Genomic DNA, 23,021 nt, shown 5'->3' with positions numbered 1-23,021 from the left:
GACCTTGCGGCTGCTACGCTCGACGATGACCTCGACAAGAACACGCGCCTCATACAGCAGTTGCGGCGCGACGTGAAGCGGTCCATAAAGCTCCCTATCGAGGAAACGGATGATGTTTCCCTGACGGGTGCGCCTGCCAGCAGGGCAAGCAAGGTATTGGCTTTTGACGCGTCGGGCGCTCCAACCGTAAAGACCGCAACGGAAATGCTCGAGACGATGACGACCATCGGGGCCGGGCTGCAGCTCGTGGACGGAGATTTGAGCCTTACCGACCCTGTGCTGAAAGGCGTAGCCGGTGGAACGGCAGACGAGATAACGGCCACTGTAGACCCCGCGCCTGCCGCGCTCGTGAATAACCTGAAGGTTTGCGTCGAAGCGTCGGGGGCGAACGCTACGACCACGCCGACCTTTGCCCTGAATTCCTTTGATGCCAAGACCATCGTAAAGGGCAGCGGGGCCGCATTGCAGGCCGGGGACATACCCGGGGCGAACTACAGGATGGAGCTGTCCTACGACGCCTCGCTCGACAAATGGGTGCTGATGAATCCCTACTTCGGCAGGGCAGAGGTGCAGTCCGGCTCCATCACCTACGTTGCGGACACCGGCGCGGCTGACGCCTATGTGGCGACACTCGCGCCTGCCCCGGCTGCCACTCCCGAGGGCATGGAAGTAGCCGTCAAGATAGCGAACGCGAACCTGACCACGACGCCGACGCTGAACGTAAACGGGATTGGGGCTGTCACTATAGTAAGAGACGATGATGAACCCGTGCTTGTTGGGGACCTTCCTGCAGGGCATATCGCCGTATTCCGTAAAAAAGGCGCGAGCTGGCTTCTTACAAACCCCTGCAAGGTCACATGGAAGAACTTGCCCGATGGGGCGACGGTACAGGTTCAGAAAACTCAGACCGGGGCGGTTGCCACGGGCACCACCGAGATGCCTATAGATGACACCATCCCTCAGAATACCGAGGGCGACGAATATATGACATTGGCGATAACGCCGAAAGCTACGACCAATATATTAATAATAGATGTTGTGGCATATCTGTCAATTGCCGCTGCTCGGCGCATCGCAGGAGCGTTGTTCCAGGATTCCACCGCTAACGCTCTTGCTGCTGCTTGTAACGGCAACACAACCAACGGATGGGACGGTGCGCCAATACCTATGATAATCAGGCATACCATGGTGGCCGGGACTACCTCGGCAACAACCTTTAAATTCAGGGCCGGGCAGATTGTCGGTGGCGGGAGCACTGTTACCTTTAATGGGTCTGGTGGCTCAAGGTACTTCGGCGGCGTCATGGCCTCGTCCATAACCATAACCGAAATAAAAGCATCGTAAGGAGGGCTGGAAGTTGGCGGAAGACGTGACCATAAGAGAGTGCCATCAGTATAACAAGGATACCCGCGCTTACGTCGAGGCCGTCGAGGAGAGACACGGCGCGGACCTGAAAGAGATAAGGAACGATATCAAGGCCCTCGTGGACAAGATGATAAACCGCTTGCCGCCCTGGGTGACGGCCGTAATCTCGATACTTACCCTGGCAGTCGGCGTTCTGGCCAGCATAGCTTTTAAATAAGGAGTATAAATCGTGACCCTTTCTCAAAAACAGCAGCGTTTTGCCCTAATGGTATGTGAGCTCATAGCTTGGGCGCACGCCAACGGATATGAATTGACCTTCGGCGAGGCGTACCGGACAGAGGAGCAGCAGAAGCTTTATGTCAAGTCCGGCTACTCCAAAACGATGGAATCGAAGCACCTGGACAGGCTTGCTGTGGATTTCAACCTGTTCATTGGCGGTCAGTATGTTACCGATGCGGCGGCCTACAGACCACTCGGGGAGCGGTGGGAAAAGCTCGGCGGCAGGTGGGGCGGCCGGTTCGGCGTAAAGCTCGAGGAGTACGCGGTCAAGGTTGGATGGGACGCGAATCACTTCGAGTACGGTGATGGGGTAGACCGGACGCACCCGTTGACAGGAGGAGGGCTTTAAAATGGGCCTTTTATCATTGCTGACCGGCTCCACGGTCGAGGCCGCGGGGAAGGGCGCAGGCGAAGTCCTTAACGGCGTGGGAGATGCGGCCATAAAAATTCGCACTGCGCTCACCGGCGACCTGCCCCCTGACAAGAAGGCAGAAATCGAGCTCGCCATCATGGGGCTTGAGAATCAGATATTACTCGCTCAGAACGACCTTAACAAGCTGGACGCTCAGAGCGGGAGTCTGTACAAGGGGGGCTGGCGGCCCCTTGCCGGGTGGTCCTGTGCTTCCGGGTTCCTTTATACGGCCATGATTCAGCCGCTATTTGTCTGGGTGTCGAAGAACATGGGCTGGCAGGAGCCGCCTTCTATCGACAGTGAGCTTCTTATCTACGTCCTGTTCGCCCTCCTGGGCGTAGGTGGGTTGCGGAGCCTTGACAAAAGGAATGGGGTCACGAAATGACACTTCAAAATATTATCGGCGGCTTTTGCCTCCCTGAGATACCAAACATCTCGGCGACCGCAAGCATCGATGATACGCTGGTGATAGATGCAGGGACGGAAAAGGTCCATTTCATCCTCCAGGTGCCCAAGACCGGCACTGTTACCCATCTCGGGTTTAGGGTTGGCACAATTACGACTGGTGACGACCTCAAGGTCGGGCTGTATACAGTTGACCCCTCTACGGGACACGCAACCACGACCGCATACGGCGGCATGGTGGCTGGCGTTGTAACGCCTTCAGCGAACACCTTTCATGAGGTGGCCCTGGGCACTAATGCCTCTGTGACGAAAGACGATATCGTCGCCATGTCCGTGGGGTTCAACTCTTTCGTCGCTGGCAACATGAAAATCAGCGCGATGGCAGCTGCGATAGCTCGCGCCTTCCCTCACGTAATACATTTGGCTTTTAAATATGGGTTCTCCCCGCTCTGCACCCTCAAGTATGATGACGGGACATACGGTGCGCTGGACTGCCTGCCTTGCGCGAGCAGCGAAGCGATAACTTTTTCATCGTCCTCAACTCCTGATGAAAGGGCGTTAGCGTTTACGCCGAGAATGAAAAACCGTATAGCCGGGTTCTGGCTGCTACTCGACGCAGACGCAGACTGTGACGTCGTGCTCTACGAGGGTACGACTGCAAGGGCCACCTACACCATCGACAAGGACATTCGTGCGTCCACGGCAGCGCGTATATTCACGTACCGTTTCTCGACGCCCCATGAGCCTACGGTAGGCGCGGATTATTTTCTGGCCGTAAAGCCCGGCGCGTCAAACGTGACGCTCCACGAGTTCACCGTGCACGATGCGGCCATGATGAACCTGTTTTCGGGCGGCTCAGATTTTACATTTGCATCCCGTAGCGACGGAGGCAGTCCCTGGACAAAAGACGCTACGAGGCGAATATGGGGCGGCCTGATAATCGACCAGCTCGACGATGGAGCTGGCGGCGGGGGCGGTATAAATTCTGCTTGGGGGTCGATTAGATGATATATCTTGGAGAATTCAAGGCTGGTGATTCCGTTTTCTACGCGGCAAACTTTCATAACGATACCGGCACGGTCGAGGACCCTTCAGCGGTCGCAGCTCAACTCCGCGCGTCCAACGGCACATGGTCAGACCTGACGGCCCCGGCAAAGCAGAACTCCAAAGTGGGGCACTACGGCGGGACGATAGACACTACAGGATTCTCTGCGGGGCAGCACGTCATTCGCATGGCCGGGACTGTCACCACCGGCAAAGCCGTTGCCACGGAGTTTTGCTTCATGCTCGTCGCCAACACGGCGGCGGATATATATGCCCGGCTCGGCGCTCCGGCAGGCGCTTCCGTGAGTGCTGACGTTGCTGCTATAAAGAGCGAGACGGCGACGATTCTGGCCGATACGAATGAGCTTCAGACGAACCAGGGGGATTGGCTTACGGCAACGGGTTTCTCCACTCATTCGGCGGCTGATGTATGGGCCGTTGCGACAAGAGCATTAACAGATAAAGCAGGATTTTCACTCTCTGCTGCCGGCGTGGATGCCATCTGGGATGAAGAGCAGGCTGGCCATGTCACGGCAGGAACCTTTGGTAGCTACCTTGACTCTGCGGTTTCTGGAGCTGGGGGCGGGAGCGGGGCAACGGCGGAAGAGGTGTGGACGTATGGGACACGTGCGCTCACTGACAAGGCCGGATTCAGCCTTTCGGCAGACCAGGCCGTGAACATCTCGAAGATAAACGGCTCGGCTGACGCAGCGGCAAGGCTTGCCCTGAGCGCGGCAGCTATCTTCAATGGGGCGGCCATAGCCGGGACGCTCTCGAACACGCAGATGACGACGAACCTGACATTCGACGCAGCGAGCCAGATGAATGGCAGGATACTCATCTTTTTACGCGACACGACGACGGCGGCTCTTAGGGGGCAGGCTACGAATATCACCGGCACGACCGCAGCGGGAAGGCTTACCTTTACGGCCCTTACTACGGCGCCGGCAGTGGGCGACACCTTTATCATCGTATAGGAATGGCACAGAAAACCCGCATAAGCCTTATAGGTGCGCCCGGTGCGGCGTATGCCTCTTTCGAGTCTAAGAGCTCGAGGGGAGCGCAGAACTTCGTATCGGTGCAAGCTGGCAACTGGAACGACGCCGAAACATGGGGCGACGTGGATTACCCTTCTATCGCTGGCGACACGGTGACTATCGGCCATGAGGTCAGGTACAATGTAAGCAACTCCCGCGCATTGGGGGAGATGACCATAGCCAGCGGCGGTATTCTAAACTTCATGCCGGACATGAACACAAAGGTCGCACTCGGCCATCAGGACATAGTGATTCAGTCCGGCGGCGAGCTCAGGGTGGGGAATCTCGAGGCGCCTATCCTGAAAGACCAAACGGCTGAGCTTGTCTGGAGCACTACCGCTGATAACGTGAAAGGGATAAATATTGCCAACGGCGGGAAGCTCACCATCTACGGAGACCCGGATCACTACGGGTCGAATGACATAGCCGAGCTTGCGGCAGACTGGACGGCCGGACAGACGTTCACCGTTGTAGGAGACTACACCGCGCTCTGGCAAGCCGGGCAGCCCATCACCGTTCACAGGGGCACTGACTACTCGGCTTATAATACCGATACCGTCATTGTCTCGATTGCGAGCATGGCGCTTAACGGCGGGAACACCGAGATAACGATAGCGCAGACCTTCCCCGGCGGGACCTTCTACGCGAGCGGGCGCGTCACAAACGTGGGGCGGAACGTCAAGTTTTATAAGAACCTGGCGTCCGGCGCGATAGGCAACTACAACACGAACAGGCCTCGTATTCTCGACAATAACGGGATTTTGAACCAGAACGTCCATGTCAAGGACGCGCAGTTTGTCGGCTTCCACAGCATAAACACCAAGTACAACCCTGTCCTTGAGAGCGTTGTTTTCCGAAATGGCCGCTCCTTCATCGAGACCACAAGCGGGATAAACATCCAGGCATCCGGCAGGGTGTTTTCCTGTGCCTCTGCACTCATAGGTACGGCTCTGGCCTCTTCAACGGACGGGCTTGATATATTCGCCTGCTACACGGCGATAACCGGTTTTTACGAGACGAAGCTCACGGGCGAGATTTATTCCAACTACATCGGCCTCTATAACGCGACGCTCGTGTCTGTCACGGGGAACCTCTTCGCGAATGAGCTTGCCATCGTCGGCGGGACCGGCCTTCTATTGTTCGGCGGTCTCGGCTATGATGCTGGCGAAGTGATGAAACGAAACCTGGTCGACATCTATATGCTGGAGAACTCTTTTACCGAGGTGAAGATGCGCGGCGTCCTGATGCCGCCTGACCCCGTTATCGCGAACAGGAACACTTTCAGCGCGAAGATAAGCGTCTCCTCGGAAAATCATCTCAGGGTTTTGGGAGCACATTACCGCTGGAAGCAGTTCGGGGACATTATCAGGAATACGACTGTATTGAGGCCGGGCGGGGCAGGTGATACAATTGAGGTTGTCCCGCTTTCAAACTGCGCCGGAGCGACCCCGCTTTCCATTCTGGAGTGGGATGAATTCGATGTTCCGGCAACCGAGCAGACCCGCTTCGTCTATGTGCGGGGCGAAGGCTGGACGGTTTGGCCTGAAGCTTCAAGGCTGTACTTGTCGGCAGAATACATTGATGATGCGCACACGCTCGCCACGGCGAAGGTGCTGTCCACGCAGGTCCTTTCCGACAATAAGACCTGGACGAAGTTCAGCGTGACGTTCAAGCCGTCCGTCAAAGGAACGGTACGCTATGTGATGCAGCTTTCCAAGTATCAGGCTGGCGCGAAAGTCTACGTCGACAACCAGTTGAATTGAGGGCAAAGGATGAGGGCGCGTTGGGGGGACGGCATAACCAGGGCCGTGACGCATAACGGAAGACCTCCACAGGGGGCCTTCTGGATAGATGGAAAGAGCGTGATATACGGACGTTTCGACACCACTACAGCTACGCCTATAGATGCCCTCCAGCGTCGCCAGTTTTATACCCTCGAAAGCAATAGCCAGTCAACATGGCGGGTTTATACGGTGGAGTAGACTTACATAATACTTACAGCATTTTTATAAGTATTTGAAATCATAGCTGATTTGTAATAGCTGAAAAGCTCTCATAAGCCCCGCGTCGGTGGTTCGACTCCACCCACCGCCACCAACTAAAAACCTCAATAAAACCAGCAATTCCTGAAAATACTTTGGATTTTCCGGTGTTTTATCCTCGTTGACTTCTTCCCGAATCTTCCCTATAATCCTGCTTAAATCAGACAAATTCAGGTTTGTAACTTACACTGTTCTTACATCCGATGGCGTACATTTATAAAAGAGGGAAGTACTTCTGGGTAGGCTGGAAGGAGGGCGGCAAGAGCTTTCAGAAGTCGCTGAAGGTCTCTTCGCGTGATGCCGCAAAAATCCTTCTTGCCGAGTATCAGCACAGGGAGGCGCGGAGCCTTCACAAGTCTACCCTCCTGATGATAAGCAAAGACCTGTCCGAAGCCGTGACCGAATACATCGAGGTCGGCAATGCTGGCAGGTCCAAGGAGACCATACGCGAGAGAAAAGGCGCTCTCAATCGCTTCAAGGCCTACCTCGAGAAAGACTGCGATGGCGAGACCCGGCCCGACGAAATCACCCAGGGAGCGGTCGAGAGGCACTACCTCAAGCGCGTAAAGGAATCACTCGCTGGAGCCAATAAAGACCTGAAGGTCCTGAAGTCCTTCCTGAACTTCTGCATCAAGAAAGGTTACTGCCGCGAAAACCCCGCAAACGAGGTCGAGCGCGTCGAGCCGGTAAAGAAGATTTTCAAGGACCTGTCTTTTGATGAGGTCCACATTTTATTTCTGGTGGCAAGATACCTGCATCCAAACCTGTACCCCATAATAGCCGGATTCTATTACCTGGGCCTCCGCAAGAACGAGCTCGTCTTCCTCGAGTGGAGCGACGTCGACCTTGCCCGGAACGTCATCAGCATACGCTCGAAAGCTGAGAACAAGATAAAGGACTGCGAGGAGCGGAACATCCCCATAAACAGCAAGCTCAGGGAGATTTTAAAAGGCCTGCCGCGAACCAGCCGGTTCGTCTTCCCCACGCCTTCCGGTGTGCCCTGGAAGAACAACCTTTACCGCGAGTTCAAGAAGGTGGCTGAGGACGCCAAGCTGGACCACATCAACATCCAGACCATGCGCGAGACCTTCGGCAGCCATCTTCTGCGCCGGAAGGTTTCCATTTACTTGGTCAGCAAGTACCTGGGGCATTCAAGCGTGGACGTGACCACGAAGCATTACGCGCACATCCCCATAGAAGAGACGCATGAGGAGATTGATTTGCTGTGATTACTGTACCTTCTCATAACCTGCTTTTTCGTATAGCGAAACGCAGTCGTTTATCTGTTTGTTGTGACGGATATCACCCCAAGGGTCTACTTTGCATTCTCTGAGGTCGCCAGACTGCGCGTTCTTCATAAGAACCATCTGAGGCATACCGCCGCAGCCAAGGAAAAATAAAGGCAATGTTATAAGAAGAATTTTCATGGGGCCTCCTGCTTTACGAAGAGATTGATTGCTATGCACTTTACTGCACCTTCTGGTATCCGGCTTTTTCGTAGAGGGCGGCGCACTCATCGACGACGCGTGTCTCTTCCCAGACAAAATTCTTTAGCGGGTTTCTTTTACACTCCTTGACATCTCCAGTCTGCGGGTTTTTCATGAGTACCATGTAATTTGGTGAACAACCGACAACTGCAAAAGCAAGAAACAAAAGCAGGATTCTCATGGGCATATCTATTTTTTCTCCTCACTCAATTGTTTGATTTTCCTTTTTTCTTCCAAAATTTTTCTTCTTATGTAAAGCGTCAATAAATTATCTGGGGCTTTTACCCCAAAATGTGCAATTAGGTTCCACAGTGGCACCATAATAATAAAAATCACAAGGAGCGCATCGCCAGAATTATCCTTGGGTGGACCATGCTTAATAAACAGATAGCCAACAATACCCAGGAGAAGGAAATTTAAGATTATTGCAAATAGTCGCATCTCACCCCCTCTGCTTTACCCAAACTACCTTGTGATAGAAAAGGACCTCTTCTTTCTTATAGACAAGAGGCGGTTCGTTGAAGCTCTCAAGCACGATCAGCCCGTCCCTGAAGTAAATCCTTTTTACCATTGATTCTTCATTTGTAGTCCTTGCGACTACATAATCTCCATTCATGACCGGCGCGGCGGGAGAAACGACGAGTGTTTCCTTTTCTTCGAACTTCGGAGCCATGCTGGTCCCGCGAACTTCTACACCATAGGCGTTCGGGTCTTTCAGGTCGTAGGGGCGCTTTGTCTTCCTGAAGCCCTCGCCTACTGGATAACCCTGCTCATCGAAAAAGCCCTTATCGCCGCCCTTCACAAAGGCCACGACAGGAATGTCGCCGGGCAGGGGCGGGGGGACGGGTTCGCCGGGGAGTCCTTCAGCTACGAAAACTTTCTTAATCTCGAAAGTGATGCCGAGAGTTTTTGAAATATGAAGTAAACGATTCTTACCAATCGTCTTATGGCCGCCCAAAATCGCACCTAAATCACCGGGTGTCCAGCCTAATTTTCCCGCCAGTTGCTTTGCAGAAAGATTATTTTCGGCCATGTATTCTTTAAGTTTTTCAACTACTTCAGAAGTACTCACTATATTTTATTTCCTAAAAAATGGTAATTTAATATTGACATAAATCAAAATATTGATATAATCCCCATACCACTTGGGGCTGCTGATGGAAAACAAACTTACTTCAACTGAGTGTTCAACCGAGGCTGAAAGGCCTGAATCAGCTGTTTTTCTATTGAATCCCGCTGCGGCTGAAGCTGAACCACCTTCGCGTGAACATGGGTGGCCCCAAGAGACCGTGCCTTATCCCATTGCTCGTGCGATGGAATTCTGTCTTGAAAACTGCCAGCTTGCCCAATGTAAAGAGGGGTCCACTGGTTCAGACGATTCAGACCAGCAAAGATGTAGATTCCCGCGACATTGTTCCATTGTTCCCCGTGCAGGTGGACAGTGAATTCGTGTGTTAACCAGGTGATTTTGTCAGCCACAGAGTAGATTCTCCTTTTTATCAGCGCATTGGGGGCGCAGAAAAAATGAAAAACGAATTTAAAAACTTAGGGAGCCCGGACGGACAGCAGCCCCAATCTGCCTATTCGTCCACCCCTAAGAGAAAAGGGCAGACCCCTAGTACCTTCGCCGGGAATGGGTGTTCTGCCCTTTCTTTTATCATAAACAAGCAGTGTGTTCAAGCCATGTAAGTACATGGTTTTTTTATACCTGAAAAGGTGTGCAATTACCCGCAAGAAGAATTGCACGGGATTTCGCGAGTGCAAGATGAGGGAAAAAAGATGGATTTTTCAGCACTTTTAAGGGTTGCGCTCAAGAGGGCGGGAAAAAATGAAACGCTTGCTGTTGCCCTTGACCTCTCTCCTTCTGTCCTTTCACGGAGAATGAACGGGGAGAACGGCTGGACGGAACCGGAAATAAACAAGCTGCTCGACTATGTGGGCTGTGAGATAGCTGACCCTTCTGAGGGGTCGGCAAAGATTCGGGCGCTAAAGGCGACACTGAAGATTGTTTTGAGCGAGGAGTAAACCAATGTCTATCGAACCTATGTACACGAAGGAACAAGCGGCGAAGATTCTCAGGATAAGTCCGAAGACGCTCCTTAACAAGCTGAGCTCGAGGGAGATTACCTATATCAAGGGCAGGCCGGTACAGATTCCCGAGAGCGCAATCAAGGAGTACCTGAGGAAAAGAACTAAAAGGGCAAGGGTTTAATCACTTCGACCAGGCTATACCTTCCCCATTATAGCCGAGCTTAAGTCAGCTTTTCAGATTGTCAAGGAGGCTCCCATGAGCGAACAAATGGCACGATCCAAAGCGAATGATATGAACGACCCGGCAAACGCGCCGGACTGGGATGGTCAGCAGGAGTGTCCCGAGTGCGGGGACATCTGCCGCAACGTAGTCAAGGAGTACGAGCGCATCATAGACTGCCTCGACCATATCGAGGACGGGGACCTTCGCAAGCACATTCGCACAGAGTGGGCGGACATGACCCGGCTGCATAACGACAGGGTATGCGAGCTGAACAAGCGCGTCGTCGAGCTTGAAGCGAAGGCAAGAGAGATGAAAAGCCGCATCACCTTCAAGGAAGACTTACTCAGCGAGGCCCGTCTGGGGCTCATAAAGCTCTGCGAGCACATAGGAAGGGAGAGCTAAGGGGATGGACGAGAACTTCGACAAGCTCGACCGGGCCCTGGACAAGGCCCCCTACGCGCTCCTGTGGCTGGCCGTAGTGCTGGTAGCACTTTCCGTCGCGTCTCAAACCTATATGTGGACAAGGAGACATCATGCAGGACCTGAAAGAGATTCAATCGTCATTGCCGGAAGCGGTGAAAACGCGCCTTATGGAAGAGGCGGCTTTCCTGAAGACGGTCTTTAAGCTCGACGAGACACAGGCGGCCACGGTGGAAAGGGCCCTGTTCATGGGGGCAGCGATTATGAAAGAGGGGGCGTCATGCTGATACTCGGCCTCTTCATAGGTTTTTTTCTCGGGTTAGCAACCTGCTACAACCTGATGAAGGGGAAGTGCAACAGGTGTGAGCGTTACAACCGGGGGGTATGGACCATGCGGCGGACAAAGAGCCAGTGCCAAATGCTCCACGCCAGAAAACGGGTAGCGCAAAGATACGGGAAAGCCCTCAGCTCTGACGCTATAAAGCGGATAGCGCGGCTGATAAAGACCAACAACGATTCATGCGCCTTCATTGAGAGACAGTCACTTCGTGTAACTGTTTGGGACGTGCCTTACGAGGGGCAGACTTACAGGGTAGTCTACGACAATAAGCGTCACAGCATAGTTACTTTTCTGCCGCCGGATATAAAAGTAAAGCGCCCTCATTGGATGAGCGATTTATTTGAACCTTAAACCTTACAGGAGGAGATATGCAAGACGATTTGGTTTTACAGGACCCGCGACCCCTGACGGCTGTCGCTATGAGGGCACAGGTCAATCTGATTCAGGAGGTGATGAAGTCCGTAATGCAGAAAGGGCAGCATTACGGCACGGTGCCGGGGTGCGGCGATAAACCGACACTCCTCAAGCCGGGTGCGGAAAAGCTGATGATGACATTTCGGCTGGCGGCTGACCCGCAGATTCAGGAGATACCCACGGACGACGGCTTGACCTTCAGGGTGTTGACCCGTATCACGAACCAAGCCACGGGCCTTTTCCTTGGAAGTGGCGTGGGCGAGTGCTCCTCGAAGGAAGACAAGTACAACTGGCGCGGGGCTGTTTCCAATAAAGAGTGGGACGCCACGCCCGAAGATAGGAAGCGCGTCAAGTATACCCGGAACGGCGAAATTCAGCAGGTACGCACGAACCCGGCAGATGTGGCGAACACGGTATTGAAGATGGCAAAGAAGCGCTCCCTTGTGGACGGCATTCTTACGGTAACGGCGGCCTCTGACATCTTCACACAGGACATTGAGGATATGCCAGAAGAAGTACTCGGGGCAAAGGGCGGTAATAACACGAGTGTCGGGAGCCAGCAACTGAAGCAGCCGCAGTCCAAGTCTCAGGCGCAGGGCTCGGACAAGCAGGCCCAGGTCGTGGCCTCGGAATATGTCGTGGCCACGGTCGAATCGGTGACCACGAAGAAGGGCAGCAAGAACGGCAAAGACTGGCAGGCCTGGACGATTAACGCAGGCGGGGAGAAATACGGGACATTCTCGGGATCCTTTGCCAATGTAGCCGTAGCAGGGGAAACGGTAAAGATAGGGTTCACTGTCGGCAAATTCGGGAAAGAGATAGTTTCCATTGAGGTTTGCGACGAGGCCCCGGCAAGCTTGCCCGAAGGCTGCCCGAAAGACCTTAGCATATGCGGTAGCGCAGAGATGGACAACGACATGAAGACGGTCTGCACCATAAACGGGAGCCCTTGCCCCTATGCCACAGCCTGAGTTCATGTTCGATGAGGCGAGCCATACTTACTGGCTTGGAGACGACAAACTCCCCGGCGTGACCTCGATACTGAAGGCAGCAGGGCTCTTAGAGTTCCCGCATTCCAATGGAAGTGCCATGCTCAAGGGAACCTATATTCATAGGGCGACGGAGCTTTACGACCGGGACGACCTCGATGCGGACAGCCTCGACGCTGAGATAAAGCCATACCTTGAGGGCTGGATGAAGTTCAGGAAGGATAGCGGCTTTGTGCCTGAACTCATCGAAGCCCCGATGTTTCACCCGCACCTGTTTTATGCCGGAACCATAGACAGGTATGGCGTTTTGAACGGAAAGAAGGTTCTTCTCGATATCAAGTCCGGCAGCCCTCATCCGGCCTACAAGGTTCAGGTGGCCGGTGGATATGAGGGACTTCTCATCGGGAATGGGCACCATATAGACAAGTTTTACAGCCTCTATCTCAAAAACACCGGGGGCTATTCGCTACAGGAGATAACGGACGCGGCACTCTGCCGCAAAACATTCCTTTGTGCATTAACCCTTTATCGCTGGAAGGAGAGCCACCTATGAACACCGCACTTGCAGTAAACCCACAGGCGCAGAACTTTGACGACGCGCTTTCCCTGACGACACAGGCCAAAGGCTTGAAGGTAATCGATAACAACACCTTAAAGGCCGCTGATGAGATGCTTGCCACAGTCAAAGATACCAGAAAGCAGGTATCGGCTTACTTCAAGCCCCTTTGTGACCAGGCCCACAAGATGCACAAGGACCTGCTGGCGAAGATGAAGGAAGTGGACACGCCCCTTGCCGAGGCCGAGATGTACTTGAAAGGGCAGGCCGTGGCCTATATCGCCGAACAGGAGCGCAAACAGAAGGAGGAAGAGGAGCGGCTTAGGAAGCTCCAGGAAGAGGAGCAGTTGAAGGCTGCTATACAGGCTGAAGAACACGGTGCCCCTGAAGTCGCCGAGGCTATTCTGGAAGAGTCTACCGTCATGCCTGCGCCGATGGCCGCCCCCGCGCCCAAACTGGCAAACGGAACCTTACGCGAGGAATGGAAGTGGGAGATAACCGACCCGAACCTTATCCCGAGGGAATACCTCAAGCTTGATGAGGTCAAGATAAACGGCGTAGTCCGGGCCATGAAGAAGGCCACAAACATACCTGGCATAAGGGTTTATTCGACCAAGAACATAGCGGCGGGGAGAAGGTAAGCCCATCCCCAAATTGACCAAATTCGCAATTTAACCATAAGGAGGGTTTCATGCTACAGCCAAACGAAACACGGGAATTGAAATGCGTTCTCACGGACGAGGAGATGAAGAACTACTCAATGGCGCTGGCGAGAAAGCAGCAGGACCTTGCGCAGGCCGAGCTAGAAAAGAAGGCGGCCGCCTCTTATCACAAGGAGAGGATGGAGCGCCTTACATCCGAGATTAACACCGTCTCGCGCAATGTCGTGAACGGGTACGAGTTCCGTCAGGTCGAGTGCTATTGGGACTATCTCTGGAATGATGGCGTAAAGCGCCTCTACAGGACCGATACCGGCGAGATGGTGGACTCGAAGCCTATAAACGAGTACGAGCGCCAGCAGCACCTCAAGCTGGAAGAGAAGGAAGACGGCGAAGAGTTCGAAGAAGCTCAGCAGGAAGAGAAGACAGAGCAGTCCGCTTCTCAGGAAGAGCAGGGCCAGTCAGAAGAGCAGGAAGGGGAGCCCGAGGAAGACCCGACCATGCCAGAGCCGACAAAGCAGGGCAGGAAGCGCAGGAGCGAGGCGAGGGCGTAAATATTTTTCAGCCGGTAGCTGGCACAGAGGCTTTCTGTTGGGGTAGCCGCTGTTTTGTCCGGCAGGGTGCCTTGCCAGCGGGCATCCGGAGAGGAGGCCCAAGGGATGAGGTAATTCACAGGAAACCTTTTTGTAGAGCCGGGGTCGAGAGGCCCCGGTAAATAAAGGAGGGAAGATGAACATATCTGGACTCGATAAGGCAGAGGTTTTGGCGATTCTCTATAACAATGCAAGGCCGCAGGGTATGGGGTTTTTGTCTTATGAACACAAGCCTATGACCAAAGAAGAGGCGGCGGAGCTCCTAAAGAACAACACCTACTTTGATTATGTCAAGGGTCGCGTCATGAAGGTAAACCTCGTGGGAGACGAGTTGAACACATATTTATATAACAGAGACAACGGGCCGGAGGCCGCAGAAAGGGCTCTGAAATCATTGACTTCAATCTAAAGCTCGAAACCGTCCGGAAGTGACCGAAAGGAAAGTCGCTGAAAAGCGGAACCGGAGAATACCGGCATAATGACCTTCCGGGCGGTCTGTCGGTAAGGCCGACACTGATGAGAGCGAGGAGAAAAAATAGATTATGAAAAAAATCATTAAAACGCAAGAAGAACTGGACAAACTACAACGAATCGAAAAAGGCGAAGAAGTTATTATTGAAATATCACTTCGGCTCAACTGCGTACTCGAAGTTTTCGGCATCTTGAGAATCCAGGCTACGCTCGATTGTAATAGATGGCAGGGCCGCTACATAAGAGCATGGGGAAACTCCTCAGTCGAGGCATGGGAAAACTCCTCAGTCGAGGCATGGGAAAACTCCTCAGTCGAGGCATGGGGAAACTCCTCAGTCGAGGCAAGGGGAAACTCCTCAGTCGAGGCATGGGAAAACTCCTCAGTCGAGGCAAGGGGAAACTCCTCAGTCGAGGCAAGGGGAAACTCCTCAGTCGTGGCATGGGGAAACTCCTCAGTCGTGGCATGGGGAAACTCCTCAGTCGTGGCATGGGAAAACTCCTCAGTCGTGGCATGGGAAAACTCCTCAGTCGAGGCAAGGGGAAACTCCTCAGTCGAGGCAAGGGGAAACTCCTCAGTCGAGGCAAGGGGAAACTCCTCAGTCGAGGCATGGGAAAACTCCTCAGTCGAGGCAAGGGGAAACTCCTCAGTCGTGGCATGGGGAAACTCCTCAGTCGTGGCAAGGGGAAACTCCTCAGTCGTGGCAAGGGGAAACTCCTCAGTCGTGGCATGGGAAAACTCCTCAGTCGTGGCATGGGAAAACTCCTCAGTCGTGGCATGGGAAAACTCCTCAGTCGTGGCATGGGGACAGACCCTTGTGCGTGCGTTCTCCGCCTCTATTAAACTGTCCCTGTACGGCTTTTCCATGCTGTCCCTGCCCATTGACCTCAAACTGAAATTCCAAAAAGCAAAGACCTGTCTTGTCCAGAGATATAAGTCCTTACCCTATTTGGAGCGCGAGGGCGTGCCGGTTAAGAAAGACAAGGTGCTTCTTTTCAAAAAAGTCTCACATGATTGCAAAACCCAAGAGCGTACCAAGAACGAAACCTTATGGGCTATCGGCACGACGGTAACACACCCCGCATGGAGCCCGGAACATGGCGAATGTGGTGAGGGAAAGTATCACGCCTGCTCCCGCCCTTATTTCTGTGATGAGTTCAGGAATGAAGCAGACGATATTTATGTGGCTATCGAGGTTGCTATAAAAGACCTCTATGAATGGCCGAACCCGTCCTATCCTCATAAGATAGCTTTTAGGGAAGGGAAGGTACTTTACCAATGTGACAAGTTCGGGAAGAGGATTTGATTCAGAATTGATGAGCGAGGAGGGGGTATGACACACGCTGAATTAATTGAATTTAAAGAGGTTGGAAGAGGCAAGGTTTCTTGGATTGAAAAAATAAACAAGCTGTCCCATGCGTCCCTTAAAAGGGCCATAGTGAAAAAGGCGTGCGTTCTTTCCCGTGACCTTGACTTTACCTACGATGAAGAGAAAAACGAAGGATTCATATCCGCCGGATTCAGGTCAATCGGCACTTTTAAGAAGGCAATTATCCTGCTGGACGGCAAAGAGCACAAGGAGAGGCCGTGAGTAAAACACATCATCTTAAAACCGACCACGACATGTTCAGGGCCGTCATCGCGGGCAAGAAGACTTGCGAGATACGCTTCGACGACAGAGGCTTCAAGGTAGGCGATACGCTCATTCTGAAGGAGACGCTCTACACGGGCGAGGAGATGAAAGGTAGCGAGTCCATGCCTCTCATTTATACCGGCTATGAGCACATGACCAAAATAAAACACATCCTCCGTGGGCCCGTGTACGGCCTCATGGAGGGATGGGTGATACTGTCGATATAACCCTTCTCGCCATCAAGAGCGAGGCCGAGAGCACGGACGACCCGAAAGAAGCTAAAGAAAAGCTGGCAAGGATTGAAGCCCTGACAAACGGGCTTCTGAATCATATCAAGATAAGGAGGGGAGAATGATACAGAGAGAGCTTTTAAAGAACGACTTTGAGCTTCACACGATATGGCAGGAGGTTGAAGATGGCGTAGGCGAGCCCGCCCTGAATCTCCGGGATTATAGCGACGGGATGGTTGAGATAAAGCAGGGCAAGAACGAAATTCTGGTGAGCCATGGTACCCTTTCCGAGCTCATTAAGGTGCTGAAGCATTATCAGAGGAAGGGGAAGTAGATGACTCTCGAACTTATCCACGGCAGGAACGAACTGAAAGCGGCGGCCAGTTGAACCCGGCACATTCCCGCTGGCTCATGGGGTTCCCGCCCGAGTGGGACGCCTGCGCGCCTACGGCAATGCCATCAACCCGTATGTCGCGGCGGAGTTCATCAAGGCGTATATGCAAGGCCAGAGGATAGAATCATGCCTCTAAGACCCCTTCCCCCAGACTTCTGTCCGATTAACGACGACCTGCCGGAGGGGTGGTACTGCCCGGTGACGATTCTGCTGGAGGATTATTTTATACGCCTGGTGAAGCAGAAGCGGAGATTGAAAAACAAAGTTACCGTCAGTACCGCGGTAGAGATAAACCTTTTAGAAGATTTTGGCACTACGTACTTAAGGGTTGATAGAGGTAAGGGTACACAGGAATAGAGAATCGTATTGGAGGGTTGAAAAAATGCGCGATGTGGGAGTTGCATGGTTTAGCGCCGGGGTTTCAAGCGCGGTTGCAATTAAATTGGCAATAGACCGGATAGACCGAATTTTCTACATACATATCAAGGACCAGCATGAAGATACGATGCGCTTTGTCCAGGATTGCGAGCAGTGGTTTGGCAAGGAAGTGTGTATCCTGTCTTCGCCATATAAGAGCGTTGAGGATGCCTGCAGAGCTATGAGCTTTATTAGAAGTCCTCATGGTGCCGTCTGCACCAAACTCCTGAAACGTAGAGTGCGTGAAGAATGGGAGTTTCGTAACACCTTTTTCAGCTGGTTCACATACATATGGGGCATGGATGCTTTAGAGGCCGACAGAGCTAAGGATATAGAGGAAGCAATGCCACAGCATAAGCACATATTCCCATTGATCGATCATCGCATCACCAAAGGCGATGCGCATAAAATTATGAAAGCCAGTGGCATAAGAAGGCCAGCAATGTATGACATGGGCTACTCCAACAACAACTGTATCGGCTGCGTGAAGGGCGGCATGGGCTACTGGAACCACATACGCAAGGACTTCCCTGAGGTTTTTAAATCCAGGGCGGAGATGGAGCGAGCAATCGGGGCGAGCTGTATCAGCGGCGTGTTCCTCGATGAGCTTGATCCTGAAAGGGGGAGGTCAACGCCGCCCATAGTCGAGGACTGCGGAATATTTTGCGAGGCATTAAGCCTGTAGTAGTTAATTCGTATTTTAGGGTTGAAAAGATAGGCCGTTTTTTGGGATATTGAGGGAAAAACCTCAGGGGTGTGCCGTATGCCTATCCTCGATCTCCCAAATTTTCAGGTAGTTGATTCAGAAGAATTAGAGAAAAGTATCAGGCTGGTTCTGGAGACGGTTAGCGACCCTACCGTCTGCCAAGCCTGTAGGGATTTAACGGCAAAGATAGTCAAGTACGGGAAAAGGAAACAGCGCTACATGGATATGCCAATAAGAGGAAAAGCAGTTGACCTGCTGGTGCGCCGGAAGCGGTTTAGGTGCTACAGCTGCAACCAGACCTTCTTTGAGCACCTGGAGGATATGGTCCCCGGCAGGCTGATGACCAAGCGCCTCAAGGAGTACATCGAGCAGGAAGGCATCCATCGGCCCTTTACAAGTATCGCCAAAGAAACGGGCCTTAAAGAGAAGACCGTACGGGATATATTCCATATTCATATTGATAAGATAGCCCGTAAGTTCAGGTTCGAGACGCCCGAGGTTCTCGGTATAGATGAAATTCATCTCCTGCGGGTGTCCAGGTTCGTGGTCACAAACATCAAGGAGAAGACCGTCATCGAGATGCTGGCGAACCGGAACAAGCCGACGGTTATCAACTTTTTCCGGTCCCTGGACGCCTCTAAGGTGAAGTATGTCTGTATGGACATGTGGAACCCTTACCGGGATGCCGTGCGCGAGGTCTTCCCGAACGCCAGGATCATCATAGACAAGTACCACATCGTCAGGATGGCCAGTGAAGCGATGGAGAGCGTCAGGAAGAAGCTACGCGCCGATTTGACCACCAAACAGCGTAGGAGGCTCAAGAACGACCGTTTCACCCTGCTCAAGAGGCGTCATGCCCTGAATGACAAGGAACGCCTGAATGTCGATATCTGGAGCAAGGCTTATCCTCTACTGGGGGCCGCGTACGAGCTTAAGGAGGCTTTCTATGAGATATGGGATGACAAGGAGCAGGGGGCACAGAGCGCCAGGGCGAGGTATTACGCCTGGAGAGAGGCCATCCCGGAGGACCTTATCCCAGATTTCCAGAAAATCCTCACATGCTTTATGAACTGGGAGATGGAGCTATTCGGCTACTTCACGGCCCCGTATACGAATGCCTATACCGAGGGGCTCAACAGCCGGATAAGGGACCTCGACCGGAAGGGGCGCGGCTATACCTTCAACGTCCTCCGGGTCAAGGTCCTTACTGCTGAGGGGGTGCACAAGAAGACTGTTTCAGCCCCTAAGTACGATAAAAACGCCTTCTCCGTGAGCAACTCTCTCATGTCCGGCATTCCGTATGAAACCAACTACGGGGTGGACATTTCAACCTTCATGGCAATGGTGGATAAAGGTGATATCAAGTGACTTTCAACCCTATAGTACGCAGATCCAAGATTTTCGCGATGATAACCACCATCATAGGAATCGTCCTTATCCTCTGGGCGGACTACCAATATGAGTACTTCAATAGACCAGCTACCTCGGGGGACATCTACACGGCATTAGGCATTCTTATTTTAGTGCTGAATGGGATTGCGGCGAGACGAAAGAAGTAAACCGATAGGAGTCTTCATGGGTTGGTCTTATGGATTCGACAATAACTGGAATAGGGATATCGGCTACGGGGTACCGGCGTACTGCGACCATCCGGATTGCAATGAAGAGATTGACCGGGGGCTGGCCTATGTATGCGGGGGAGAGCCTTACGGGGGTGAGCACGGCTGCGGGCTCTTCTTCTGTGCTGAACACCTTTACATGCACACGAAGGGGCAGCTATGTGAAAGATGCCTCCCGAGAAAGAAAAAGCCCTTTGAACCGAAACCGGACCATCCTCTCTGGATACGGCACAAACTGACCCATGAAAGCTGGGAAGAGTGGCGCAAGGCTTATCCAAAGGAAGTGGCCGCCCTGCGGACTCAGTTGAAGGCGGCAAACCGATGAAGGACTGTTTTAACGCTGGTGAGCACAGCGGGCACTGTGACCATCATAGCCATTTTCAACAAGGCGGCGGATGGACGCCGAGGGCCTATGTTTTTTGTACCCTCCTTGGGGGAGAGGTATATACCGAGCCACCAATACCCATAATGAGAGGTCATGCGCTTGAACCCTTTACCATGTGTTTGCCCGATACCTGTCCTGTTAAAAGAGGGGCAGGACAGATGACCCTGTTTTAAAGAACAATCATATTGCCGACCCCGGCAAAATGATAAATGATAGATGAACCTTTTTAAGGAGTAGTCGTAGATGGCAAGAATCCGCACCGTCAAACCAGAGTTTTGCGATGATGAAAAATTAGGGTCTGTTTCGCGTGATGCGAGGCTCCTTTTTATCGGGATGTGGATATATTCCGACGACTTCGGCGTCGTAAAGGGCAATTCTCGATGGCTACTCAACAAAATCTTCCCTTACGATAGCACAAAGATTTCTATTTTCGATGGATGGCTCAATGAACTCATATCAATAGATGTAATCAGGCCCTTTGAGACCAACGGCGAAAAATACTTTTATATCAAGAACTTTGATGCTCATCAGAAGATAGATAAGCCCTCAAAAACCAGAAACCCGGAGCCGCCAGAAGAAGTAATACTCGACGAGTATTCGCCGAGTATTCGACGAGGGCTAGCGGTGGGAAGTAGTAGTCATAAGGGAAGTAGTAAGGGAAGGGAGTCAGAAGGGAAAGGAGAGGACGACGCGCGCACCAAATCTCTCCACGGAGAATTTCAGAATGTTCTTCTGACAGACCAGGAGCTTGAAAAACTCCAAGAGCGGTTTGGTAAGGAAAAGACCTTGGCCCTTATCGAGCGACTGAGTTCCGGCATGGCCTCAAAGGGGTATAAGTATTCTTCCCACTACGCAACTATTCTGAATTGGGAGAAGCGGGAGCCACTGGGCAAGTCACCGCCGGGACCCGGACAACCTAAGTCTTCCTCGATGGATAAGACCTTATCGGCCCTCGATGAAGCTCGACTTCTCGTGGAGGGCAATGAACGGCAAAAGGCATTAGGGGGCGGCGATGGACTATGAGACTTTCAGTAAAGGGATAGCGATACTGTCGGCCTGCGTTACCGATTTCAAGGCGACGGCGGAGAAAGAAAAGCTTGCAGTCTGGTACGAGATGACGAAAGACCTGTCAGACCGTACCTACCTCGAAGCCATTAAGCGGATATGCCGCAATACGACAAATATTTATCCTGGAACGAACATCGTCGGGTTGATACACGAGGCCGCTGAGCAGGTGTTGTCCAATGCGAACGTAAGGCCAGTCTCCCCGTTACAGCTCGAAGACGGTTACACGGACGAGCAGTTTCAGCAGGGGCGCGAGAAGTTGAAGGCGATAATCGACGGGCTTGGGGCAAAATTTGAGGCTCGCTAAGGAGGCGCAGAGAACATGAGAAGAGTTTTCCATAAATACAAGGCCAGGGCCACGGAACTCGATGGCATCCGGTTCGACTCGCAAAAGGAGGCGAACTACTACCAGGGGCTCAAGCTCCGAGAGCGCACCGGCGAGGTCGTGTTCTTTCTCAGACAGGTCCCTTTCTATCTTCCCGGGGGCGTCCGCTATGTCGTGGACTTTCAGGTCTTCAAGGCCGATGGGACTGTCTCATTTGTCGATGTGAAGGGCATGAAGACGGAATCCTACAAGGCCAAGAAGCGTATGGTCGAGAGCCTATTTCCGATTACGATTGAGGAGGTTTGAAGGAATGACTGTAAAAGACATTGAAGTTCGCGGCCGCAAGGAGATATGCGCGTTCCTGGGCGTTCAAAACTGGTTCACGGCCAAGAAGCGCCTGCAACGGCTCGGCGTCCTCGCGCACGACGGCGGCAAGCCGGTCCTGAATCTCGAGGAGTACAAGGAGGCTTCCAAATCATTGCCGAAAGTCGAGCCAAAAAACGACGAGGAATAGGCATGGGCCCCGGTCACAGCGGGGCTTTATACCTTTTTCGCACCCCTTTCGCACCCCTTTTATATCCTTTCTAATACCTTTCTAATACCTTTTTACATCCCTCAGCCGTTTGACAAGGTTTTCTTGCCCCCCTTACAATCCCCCCATGAGCCCCAAAGATGGGATAACTCCGCAGCAAAGGCTATTCGTGCATGAGTACCTGATAGACCTTAACGGGAAGCAAGCGGCGATACGAGCTGGATACAGTGGGAGGTCAGCGGAAGTAACCGCAAGCCGTCTGCTAAGAAAGGCTAAGGTTCAAGCTCTTATCCAGAAGGCCCTTGAGAAGCGCACCACAAAGCTTGATATCACCGCTGACAAGGTTCTTCAGGAGATTGCGAAGTTGGGTTTCTCGAATATGAAGGACTTCGCTGAATGGAGCTCGGGTGGAATCAAACTCAAGGATTCAACAGAGCTCACGCCTGAACAAATGGCCTGTGTAGCAGAGCTCTCAGAGACAACGACGCAGTTTGGCGGCACGGTACGTTTTAAGCTTCATGACAAGCTAGGCGCTCTCGACAGGCTCGGCAGGCATTTAAAGCTTTTCACAGACGTTTCAGAGCAGAAGGTAGACTTCACCGACGAGAAGCCCCAGATAGACGAAGCCGAACGCAAGGCGGCTGAACGCCTCAAAAGGATAAAGGGCAAATGACAGGTGCTGACCACATACGCAGGCTTGACGCTTTGAAGGCCCTCAGGGCACCGCTTGAATCTTTTTGGCGCGAGGCTTACCAGTATACCTTCCCGCTTCGGGGCGAGAAGATAGGCTCTGAAGCCCTTCCTGCAGACGCTGTAAGGGCCGCCTCAAGCGCGTCCCAAGCTCGAATATATGATTCTACCTGCCGTGATTCCGCAAAGCTCCTCGCTGCCAACCTCATGAGCGGTATGACCCCGGCCCACGTTAAATGGCTCGGGCTGGAGATAAACAA

The 23,021-nt window shown here is 52.8% G+C and carries 39 protein-coding genes and 1 pseudogene; 34 read left to right on the top strand and 6 right to left on the bottom strand.

Annotation, left to right across the window (positions count from 1 at the left end):
• The 7 genes from C4542_07390 to C4542_07360 all read left to right on the top strand — a co-directional run.
• Nucleotides 1-1,344, top strand: a 1,344-nt coding sequence (locus tag C4542_07390; protein RJO61102.1) for a hypothetical protein, incomplete at its 5' end; no start/stop codon positions are given.
• A 13-nt stretch (nt 1,345-1,357) separates the two neighbouring features.
• Nucleotides 1,358-1,582: a hypothetical protein gene (locus tag C4542_07385; GenBank protein RJO61101.1), complete on the top strand. Its 225-nt coding sequence runs from the start codon at nt 1,358-1,360 to the stop codon at nt 1,580-1,582.
• Between the two features lie 12 nt (nt 1,583-1,594).
• Nucleotides 1,595-1,993, top strand: a complete 399-nt coding sequence (locus C4542_07380) for a M15 family peptidase (GenBank protein ID RJO61100.1) — start codon at nt 1,595-1,597, stop codon at nt 1,991-1,993.
• A 1-nt stretch (nt 1,994) separates the two neighbouring features.
• Nucleotides 1,995-2,441 (top strand): hypothetical protein, encoded by a 447-nt coding sequence (locus C4542_07375; GenBank protein ID RJO61099.1) that lies wholly within the window; start codon nt 1,995-1,997, stop codon nt 2,439-2,441.
• Nucleotides 2,438-3,469 carry a hypothetical protein gene (locus C4542_07370; GenBank protein ID RJO61098.1) on the top strand — a complete coding sequence of 344 codons (1,032 nt, stop codon included), beginning with the start codon at nt 2,438-2,440 and terminating at the stop codon, nt 3,467-3,469. The genes C4542_07375 and C4542_07370 overlap by 4 nt, the downstream gene beginning before the upstream one ends.
• The gene (locus tag C4542_07365) at nt 3,466-4,482 is read left to right on the top strand and encodes a hypothetical protein (protein RJO61097.1); all 1,017 of its coding nucleotides are present in this window, start codon (nt 3,466-3,468) and stop codon (nt 4,480-4,482) included. Before C4542_07370 ends, C4542_07365 begins: the two co-directional genes overlap by 4 nt.
• 2 nt (nt 4,483-4,484) lie before the next feature.
• A complete protein-coding gene (locus C4542_07360) occupies nt 4,485-6,305 on the top strand; it encodes a hypothetical protein (GenBank protein RJO61096.1) in 1,821 nt (606 codons plus the stop codon).
• 243 nt (nt 6,306-6,548) lie between these two features.
• On the opposite strand, the gene C4542_07355 is transcribed toward C4542_07360, so the two are convergent.
• Nucleotides 6,549-6,752 carry a hypothetical protein gene (locus C4542_07355; protein ID RJO61095.1) on the bottom strand — a complete coding sequence of 68 codons (204 nt, stop codon included), beginning with the start codon at nt 6,750-6,752 and terminating at the stop codon, nt 6,549-6,551.
• A gap of 35 nt (nt 6,753-6,787) precedes the next feature.
• Here C4542_07355 and C4542_07350 point away from each other — a divergent pair, with 35 nt between their 5' ends.
• Nucleotides 6,788-7,813: a site-specific integrase gene (locus C4542_07350; protein RJO61094.1), complete on the top strand. Its 1,026-nt coding sequence runs from the start codon at nt 6,788-6,790 to the stop codon at nt 7,811-7,813.
• Here C4542_07350 and C4542_07345 read toward each other — a convergent pair whose 3' ends face one another.
• The 5 genes from C4542_07345 to C4542_07325 all read right to left on the bottom strand — a co-directional run bounded on the left by C4542_07345 (nt 7,814) and on the right by C4542_07325 (nt 9,574).
• Complete coding sequence (locus C4542_07345) at nt 7,814-8,011, bottom strand: hypothetical protein (GenBank protein RJO61093.1); 198 nt, start codon at nt 8,009-8,011, stop codon at nt 7,814-7,816.
• A 40-nt stretch (nt 8,012-8,051) separates the two neighbouring features.
• Nucleotides 8,052-8,258, bottom strand: coding sequence for a hypothetical protein (locus C4542_07340; GenBank protein RJO61092.1), 207 nt, complete (start codon nt 8,256-8,258; stop codon nt 8,052-8,054).
• Between the two features lie 2 nt (nt 8,259-8,260).
• Nucleotides 8,261-8,512, bottom strand: a complete 252-nt coding sequence (locus tag C4542_07335) for a hypothetical protein (GenBank protein RJO61091.1) — start codon at nt 8,510-8,512, stop codon at nt 8,261-8,263.
• Nucleotide 8,513: 1 nt separating this feature from the next.
• Complete coding sequence (locus C4542_07330; GenBank protein RJO61090.1) at nt 8,514-9,143, bottom strand: XRE family transcriptional regulator; 630 nt, start codon at nt 9,141-9,143, stop codon at nt 8,514-8,516.
• A 98-nt stretch (nt 9,144-9,241) separates the two neighbouring features.
• The gene (locus C4542_07325; GenBank protein ID RJO61089.1) at nt 9,242-9,574 is read right to left on the bottom strand and encodes a hypothetical protein; all 333 of its coding nucleotides are present in this window, start codon (nt 9,572-9,574) and stop codon (nt 9,242-9,244) included.
• A gap of 276 nt (nt 9,575-9,850) precedes the next feature.
• Between C4542_07325 and C4542_07320 the strand changes: the two genes are divergently transcribed.
• The 26 genes and pseudogenes from C4542_07320 to C4542_07195 form a co-directional block, all read left to right on the top strand.
• Complete coding sequence (locus C4542_07320) at nt 9,851-10,096, top strand: hypothetical protein (GenBank protein ID RJO61088.1); 246 nt, start codon at nt 9,851-9,853, stop codon at nt 10,094-10,096.
• Between the two features lie 4 nt (nt 10,097-10,100).
• Nucleotides 10,101-10,283 carry a DNA-binding protein gene (locus tag C4542_07315; GenBank protein ID RJO61087.1) on the top strand — a complete coding sequence of 61 codons (183 nt, stop codon included), beginning with the start codon at nt 10,101-10,103 and terminating at the stop codon, nt 10,281-10,283.
• A gap of 75 nt (nt 10,284-10,358) precedes the next feature.
• On the top strand, nt 10,359-10,727 hold the full coding sequence (locus tag C4542_07310; GenBank protein ID RJO61086.1) for a hypothetical protein: 369 nt from the start codon (nt 10,359-10,361) through the stop codon (nt 10,725-10,727).
• Between the two features lie 298 nt (nt 10,728-11,025).
• The gene (locus tag C4542_07305; protein RJO61085.1) at nt 11,026-11,436 is read left to right on the top strand and encodes a hypothetical protein; all 411 of its coding nucleotides are present in this window, start codon (nt 11,026-11,028) and stop codon (nt 11,434-11,436) included.
• A gap of 17 nt (nt 11,437-11,453) precedes the next feature.
• Nucleotides 11,454-12,470: a hypothetical protein gene (locus C4542_07300; protein RJO61084.1), complete on the top strand. Its 1,017-nt coding sequence runs from the start codon at nt 11,454-11,456 to the stop codon at nt 12,468-12,470.
• Complete coding sequence (locus C4542_07295; protein ID RJO61083.1) at nt 12,457-13,041, top strand: hypothetical protein; 585 nt, start codon at nt 12,457-12,459, stop codon at nt 13,039-13,041. Before C4542_07300 ends, C4542_07295 begins: the two co-directional genes overlap by 14 nt.
• Entirely contained in the window at nt 13,038-13,685 is a 648-nt protein-coding gene (locus tag C4542_07290) for a hypothetical protein (protein ID RJO61082.1), read from the top strand. The genes C4542_07295 and C4542_07290 overlap by 4 nt, the downstream gene beginning before the upstream one ends.
• A gap of 50 nt (nt 13,686-13,735) precedes the next feature.
• Complete coding sequence (locus C4542_07285) at nt 13,736-14,257, top strand: hypothetical protein (protein RJO61081.1); 522 nt, start codon at nt 13,736-13,738, stop codon at nt 14,255-14,257.
• Nucleotides 14,258-14,432: 175 nt separating this feature from the next.
• On the top strand, nt 14,433-14,705 hold the full coding sequence (locus tag C4542_07280) for a hypothetical protein (protein ID RJO61080.1): 273 nt from the start codon (nt 14,433-14,435) through the stop codon (nt 14,703-14,705).
• Nucleotides 14,706-14,990: 285 nt separating this feature from the next.
• Entirely contained in the window at nt 14,991-15,608 is a 618-nt protein-coding gene (locus C4542_07275; GenBank protein RJO61079.1) for a hypothetical protein, read from the top strand.
• Nucleotides 15,583-16,071 (top strand): hypothetical protein, encoded by a 489-nt coding sequence (locus C4542_07270; protein ID RJO61078.1) that lies wholly within the window; start codon nt 15,583-15,585, stop codon nt 16,069-16,071. Before C4542_07275 ends, C4542_07270 begins: the two co-directional genes overlap by 26 nt.
• Before the next feature lie 27 nt (nt 16,072-16,098).
• Nucleotides 16,099-16,356 carry a hypothetical protein gene (locus C4542_07265; protein RJO61077.1) on the top strand — a complete coding sequence of 86 codons (258 nt, stop codon included), beginning with the start codon at nt 16,099-16,101 and terminating at the stop codon, nt 16,354-16,356.
• Nucleotides 16,353-16,625 carry a DUF3850 domain-containing protein gene (locus tag C4542_07260; GenBank protein RJO61076.1) on the top strand — a complete coding sequence of 91 codons (273 nt, stop codon included), beginning with the start codon at nt 16,353-16,355 and terminating at the stop codon, nt 16,623-16,625. The genes C4542_07265 and C4542_07260 overlap by 4 nt, the downstream gene beginning before the upstream one ends.
• 124 nt (nt 16,626-16,749) lie before the next feature.
• Entirely contained in the window at nt 16,750-16,962 is a 213-nt protein-coding gene (locus C4542_07255) for a hypothetical protein (GenBank protein RJO61075.1), read from the top strand.
• 37 nt (nt 16,963-16,999) lie between these two features.
• Nucleotides 17,000-17,158, top strand: a pseudogene (locus C4542_07250) (DNA cytosine methyltransferase).
• On the top strand, nt 17,149-17,379 hold the full coding sequence (locus C4542_07245) for a hypothetical protein (GenBank protein RJO61074.1): 231 nt from the start codon (nt 17,149-17,151) through the stop codon (nt 17,377-17,379). Before C4542_07250 ends, C4542_07245 begins: the two are co-directional and overlap by 10 nt.
• Nucleotides 17,380-17,413: 34 nt before the next feature.
• Nucleotides 17,414-18,124 carry a phosphoadenosine phosphosulfate reductase gene (locus tag C4542_07240; protein ID RJO61103.1) on the top strand — a complete coding sequence of 237 codons (711 nt, stop codon included), beginning with the start codon at nt 17,414-17,416 and terminating at the stop codon, nt 18,122-18,124.
• Between the two features lie 78 nt (nt 18,125-18,202).
• Nucleotides 18,203-19,513: an ISL3 family transposase gene (locus C4542_07235; GenBank protein ID RJO61073.1), complete on the top strand. Its 1,311-nt coding sequence runs from the start codon at nt 18,203-18,205 to the stop codon at nt 19,511-19,513.
• Nucleotides 19,510-19,704, top strand: coding sequence for a hypothetical protein (locus tag C4542_07230; protein ID RJO61072.1), 195 nt, complete (start codon nt 19,510-19,512; stop codon nt 19,702-19,704). The genes C4542_07235 and C4542_07230 overlap by 4 nt, the downstream gene beginning before the upstream one ends.
• 16 nt (nt 19,705-19,720) lie before the next feature.
• On the top strand, nt 19,721-20,089 hold the full coding sequence (locus C4542_07225) for a hypothetical protein (protein RJO61071.1): 369 nt from the start codon (nt 19,721-19,723) through the stop codon (nt 20,087-20,089).
• A gap of 303 nt (nt 20,090-20,392) precedes the next feature.
• The gene (locus C4542_07220; GenBank protein RJO61070.1) at nt 20,393-21,172 is read left to right on the top strand and encodes a hypothetical protein; all 780 of its coding nucleotides are present in this window, start codon (nt 20,393-20,395) and stop codon (nt 21,170-21,172) included.
• A complete protein-coding gene (locus C4542_07215; protein RJO61069.1) occupies nt 21,162-21,521 on the top strand; it encodes a hypothetical protein in 360 nt (119 codons plus the stop codon). The genes C4542_07220 and C4542_07215 overlap by 11 nt, the downstream gene beginning before the upstream one ends.
• Before the next feature lie 15 nt (nt 21,522-21,536).
• Nucleotides 21,537-21,845, top strand: coding sequence for a DUF1064 domain-containing protein (locus tag C4542_07210; protein RJO61068.1), 309 nt, complete (start codon nt 21,537-21,539; stop codon nt 21,843-21,845).
• Nucleotides 21,846-21,849: 4 nt separating this feature from the next.
• Nucleotides 21,850-22,053, top strand: a complete 204-nt coding sequence (locus tag C4542_07205) for a hypothetical protein (protein RJO61067.1) — start codon at nt 21,850-21,852, stop codon at nt 22,051-22,053.
• Nucleotides 22,054-22,198: 145 nt separating this feature from the next.
• On the top strand, nt 22,199-22,744 hold the full coding sequence (locus C4542_07200; GenBank protein ID RJO61066.1) for a terminase small subunit: 546 nt from the start codon (nt 22,199-22,201) through the stop codon (nt 22,742-22,744).
• Nucleotides 22,741-23,021: phage tail protein (locus C4542_07195; protein ID RJO61065.1), on the top strand; the 281-nt coding region annotated here is incomplete at its 3' end. The genes C4542_07200 and C4542_07195, both read left to right, overlap by 4 nt.

Source organism: Dehalococcoidia bacterium, from assembly GCA_003597995.1.
In the GTDB taxonomy this organism is placed as follows: domain Bacteria; phylum Chloroflexota; class Dehalococcoidia; order Dehalococcoidales; family UBA1222; genus SURF-27.
This window is presented reverse-complemented; position numbering and strand designations above follow the sequence as displayed.

Coding starts and splice junctions, on each gene's coding strand:
- C4542_07375 (RJO61099.1), top strand. CDS start 1,995: ATGGGCCTTTTATCATTGCTGACCGGCTCCACGGTCGAGGCCGCGGGG.
- C4542_07370 (RJO61098.1), top strand. CDS start 2,438: ATGACACTTCAAAATATTATCGGCGGCTTTTGCCTCCCTGAGATACCA.
- C4542_07365 (RJO61097.1), top strand. CDS start 3,466: ATGATATATCTTGGAGAATTCAAGGCTGGTGATTCCGTTTTCTACGCG.
- C4542_07360 (RJO61096.1), top strand. CDS start 4,485: ATGGCACAGAAAACCCGCATAAGCCTTATAGGTGCGCCCGGTGCGGCG.
- C4542_07350 (RJO61094.1), top strand. CDS start 6,788: ATGGCGTACATTTATAAAAGAGGGAAGTACTTCTGGGTAGGCTGGAAG.
- C4542_07345 (RJO61093.1), bottom strand. CDS start 8,011: ATGAAAATTCTTCTTATAACATTGCCTTTATTTTTCCTTGGCTGCGGC.
- C4542_07340 (RJO61092.1), bottom strand. CDS start 8,258: ATGCCCATGAGAATCCTGCTTTTGTTTCTTGCTTTTGCAGTTGTCGGT.
- C4542_07335 (RJO61091.1), bottom strand. CDS start 8,512: ATGCGACTATTTGCAATAATCTTAAATTTCCTTCTCCTGGGTATTGTT.
- C4542_07320 (RJO61088.1), top strand. CDS start 9,851: ATGGATTTTTCAGCACTTTTAAGGGTTGCGCTCAAGAGGGCGGGAAAA.
- C4542_07315 (RJO61087.1), top strand. CDS start 10,101: ATGTCTATCGAACCTATGTACACGAAGGAACAAGCGGCGAAGATTCTC.
- C4542_07310 (RJO61086.1), top strand. CDS start 10,359: ATGAGCGAACAAATGGCACGATCCAAAGCGAATGATATGAACGACCCG.
- C4542_07305 (RJO61085.1), top strand. CDS start 11,026: ATGCTGATACTCGGCCTCTTCATAGGTTTTTTTCTCGGGTTAGCAACC.
- C4542_07300 (RJO61084.1), top strand. CDS start 11,454: ATGCAAGACGATTTGGTTTTACAGGACCCGCGACCCCTGACGGCTGTC.
- C4542_07295 (RJO61083.1), top strand. CDS start 12,457: ATGCCACAGCCTGAGTTCATGTTCGATGAGGCGAGCCATACTTACTGG.
- C4542_07290 (RJO61082.1), top strand. CDS start 13,038: ATGAACACCGCACTTGCAGTAAACCCACAGGCGCAGAACTTTGACGAC.
- C4542_07285 (RJO61081.1), top strand. CDS start 13,736: ATGCTACAGCCAAACGAAACACGGGAATTGAAATGCGTTCTCACGGAC.
- C4542_07280 (RJO61080.1), top strand. CDS start 14,433: ATGAACATATCTGGACTCGATAAGGCAGAGGTTTTGGCGATTCTCTAT.
- C4542_07275 (RJO61079.1), top strand. CDS start 14,991: ATGGCAGGGCCGCTACATAAGAGCATGGGGAAACTCCTCAGTCGAGGC.
- C4542_07265 (RJO61077.1), top strand. CDS start 16,099: ATGACACACGCTGAATTAATTGAATTTAAAGAGGTTGGAAGAGGCAAG.
- C4542_07255 (RJO61075.1), top strand. CDS start 16,750: ATGATACAGAGAGAGCTTTTAAAGAACGACTTTGAGCTTCACACGATA.
- C4542_07245 (RJO61074.1), top strand. CDS start 17,149: ATGCCTCTAAGACCCCTTCCCCCAGACTTCTGTCCGATTAACGACGAC.
- C4542_07235 (RJO61073.1), top strand. CDS start 18,203: ATGCCTATCCTCGATCTCCCAAATTTTCAGGTAGTTGATTCAGAAGAA.
- C4542_07225 (RJO61071.1), top strand. CDS start 19,721: ATGGGTTGGTCTTATGGATTCGACAATAACTGGAATAGGGATATCGGC.
- C4542_07220 (RJO61070.1), top strand. CDS start 20,393: ATGGCAAGAATCCGCACCGTCAAACCAGAGTTTTGCGATGATGAAAAA.
- C4542_07215 (RJO61069.1), top strand. CDS start 21,162: ATGGACTATGAGACTTTCAGTAAAGGGATAGCGATACTGTCGGCCTGC.
- C4542_07210 (RJO61068.1), top strand. CDS start 21,537: ATGAGAAGAGTTTTCCATAAATACAAGGCCAGGGCCACGGAACTCGAT.
- C4542_07205 (RJO61067.1), top strand. CDS start 21,850: ATGACTGTAAAAGACATTGAAGTTCGCGGCCGCAAGGAGATATGCGCG.
- C4542_07200 (RJO61066.1), top strand. CDS start 22,199: ATGAGCCCCAAAGATGGGATAACTCCGCAGCAAAGGCTATTCGTGCAT.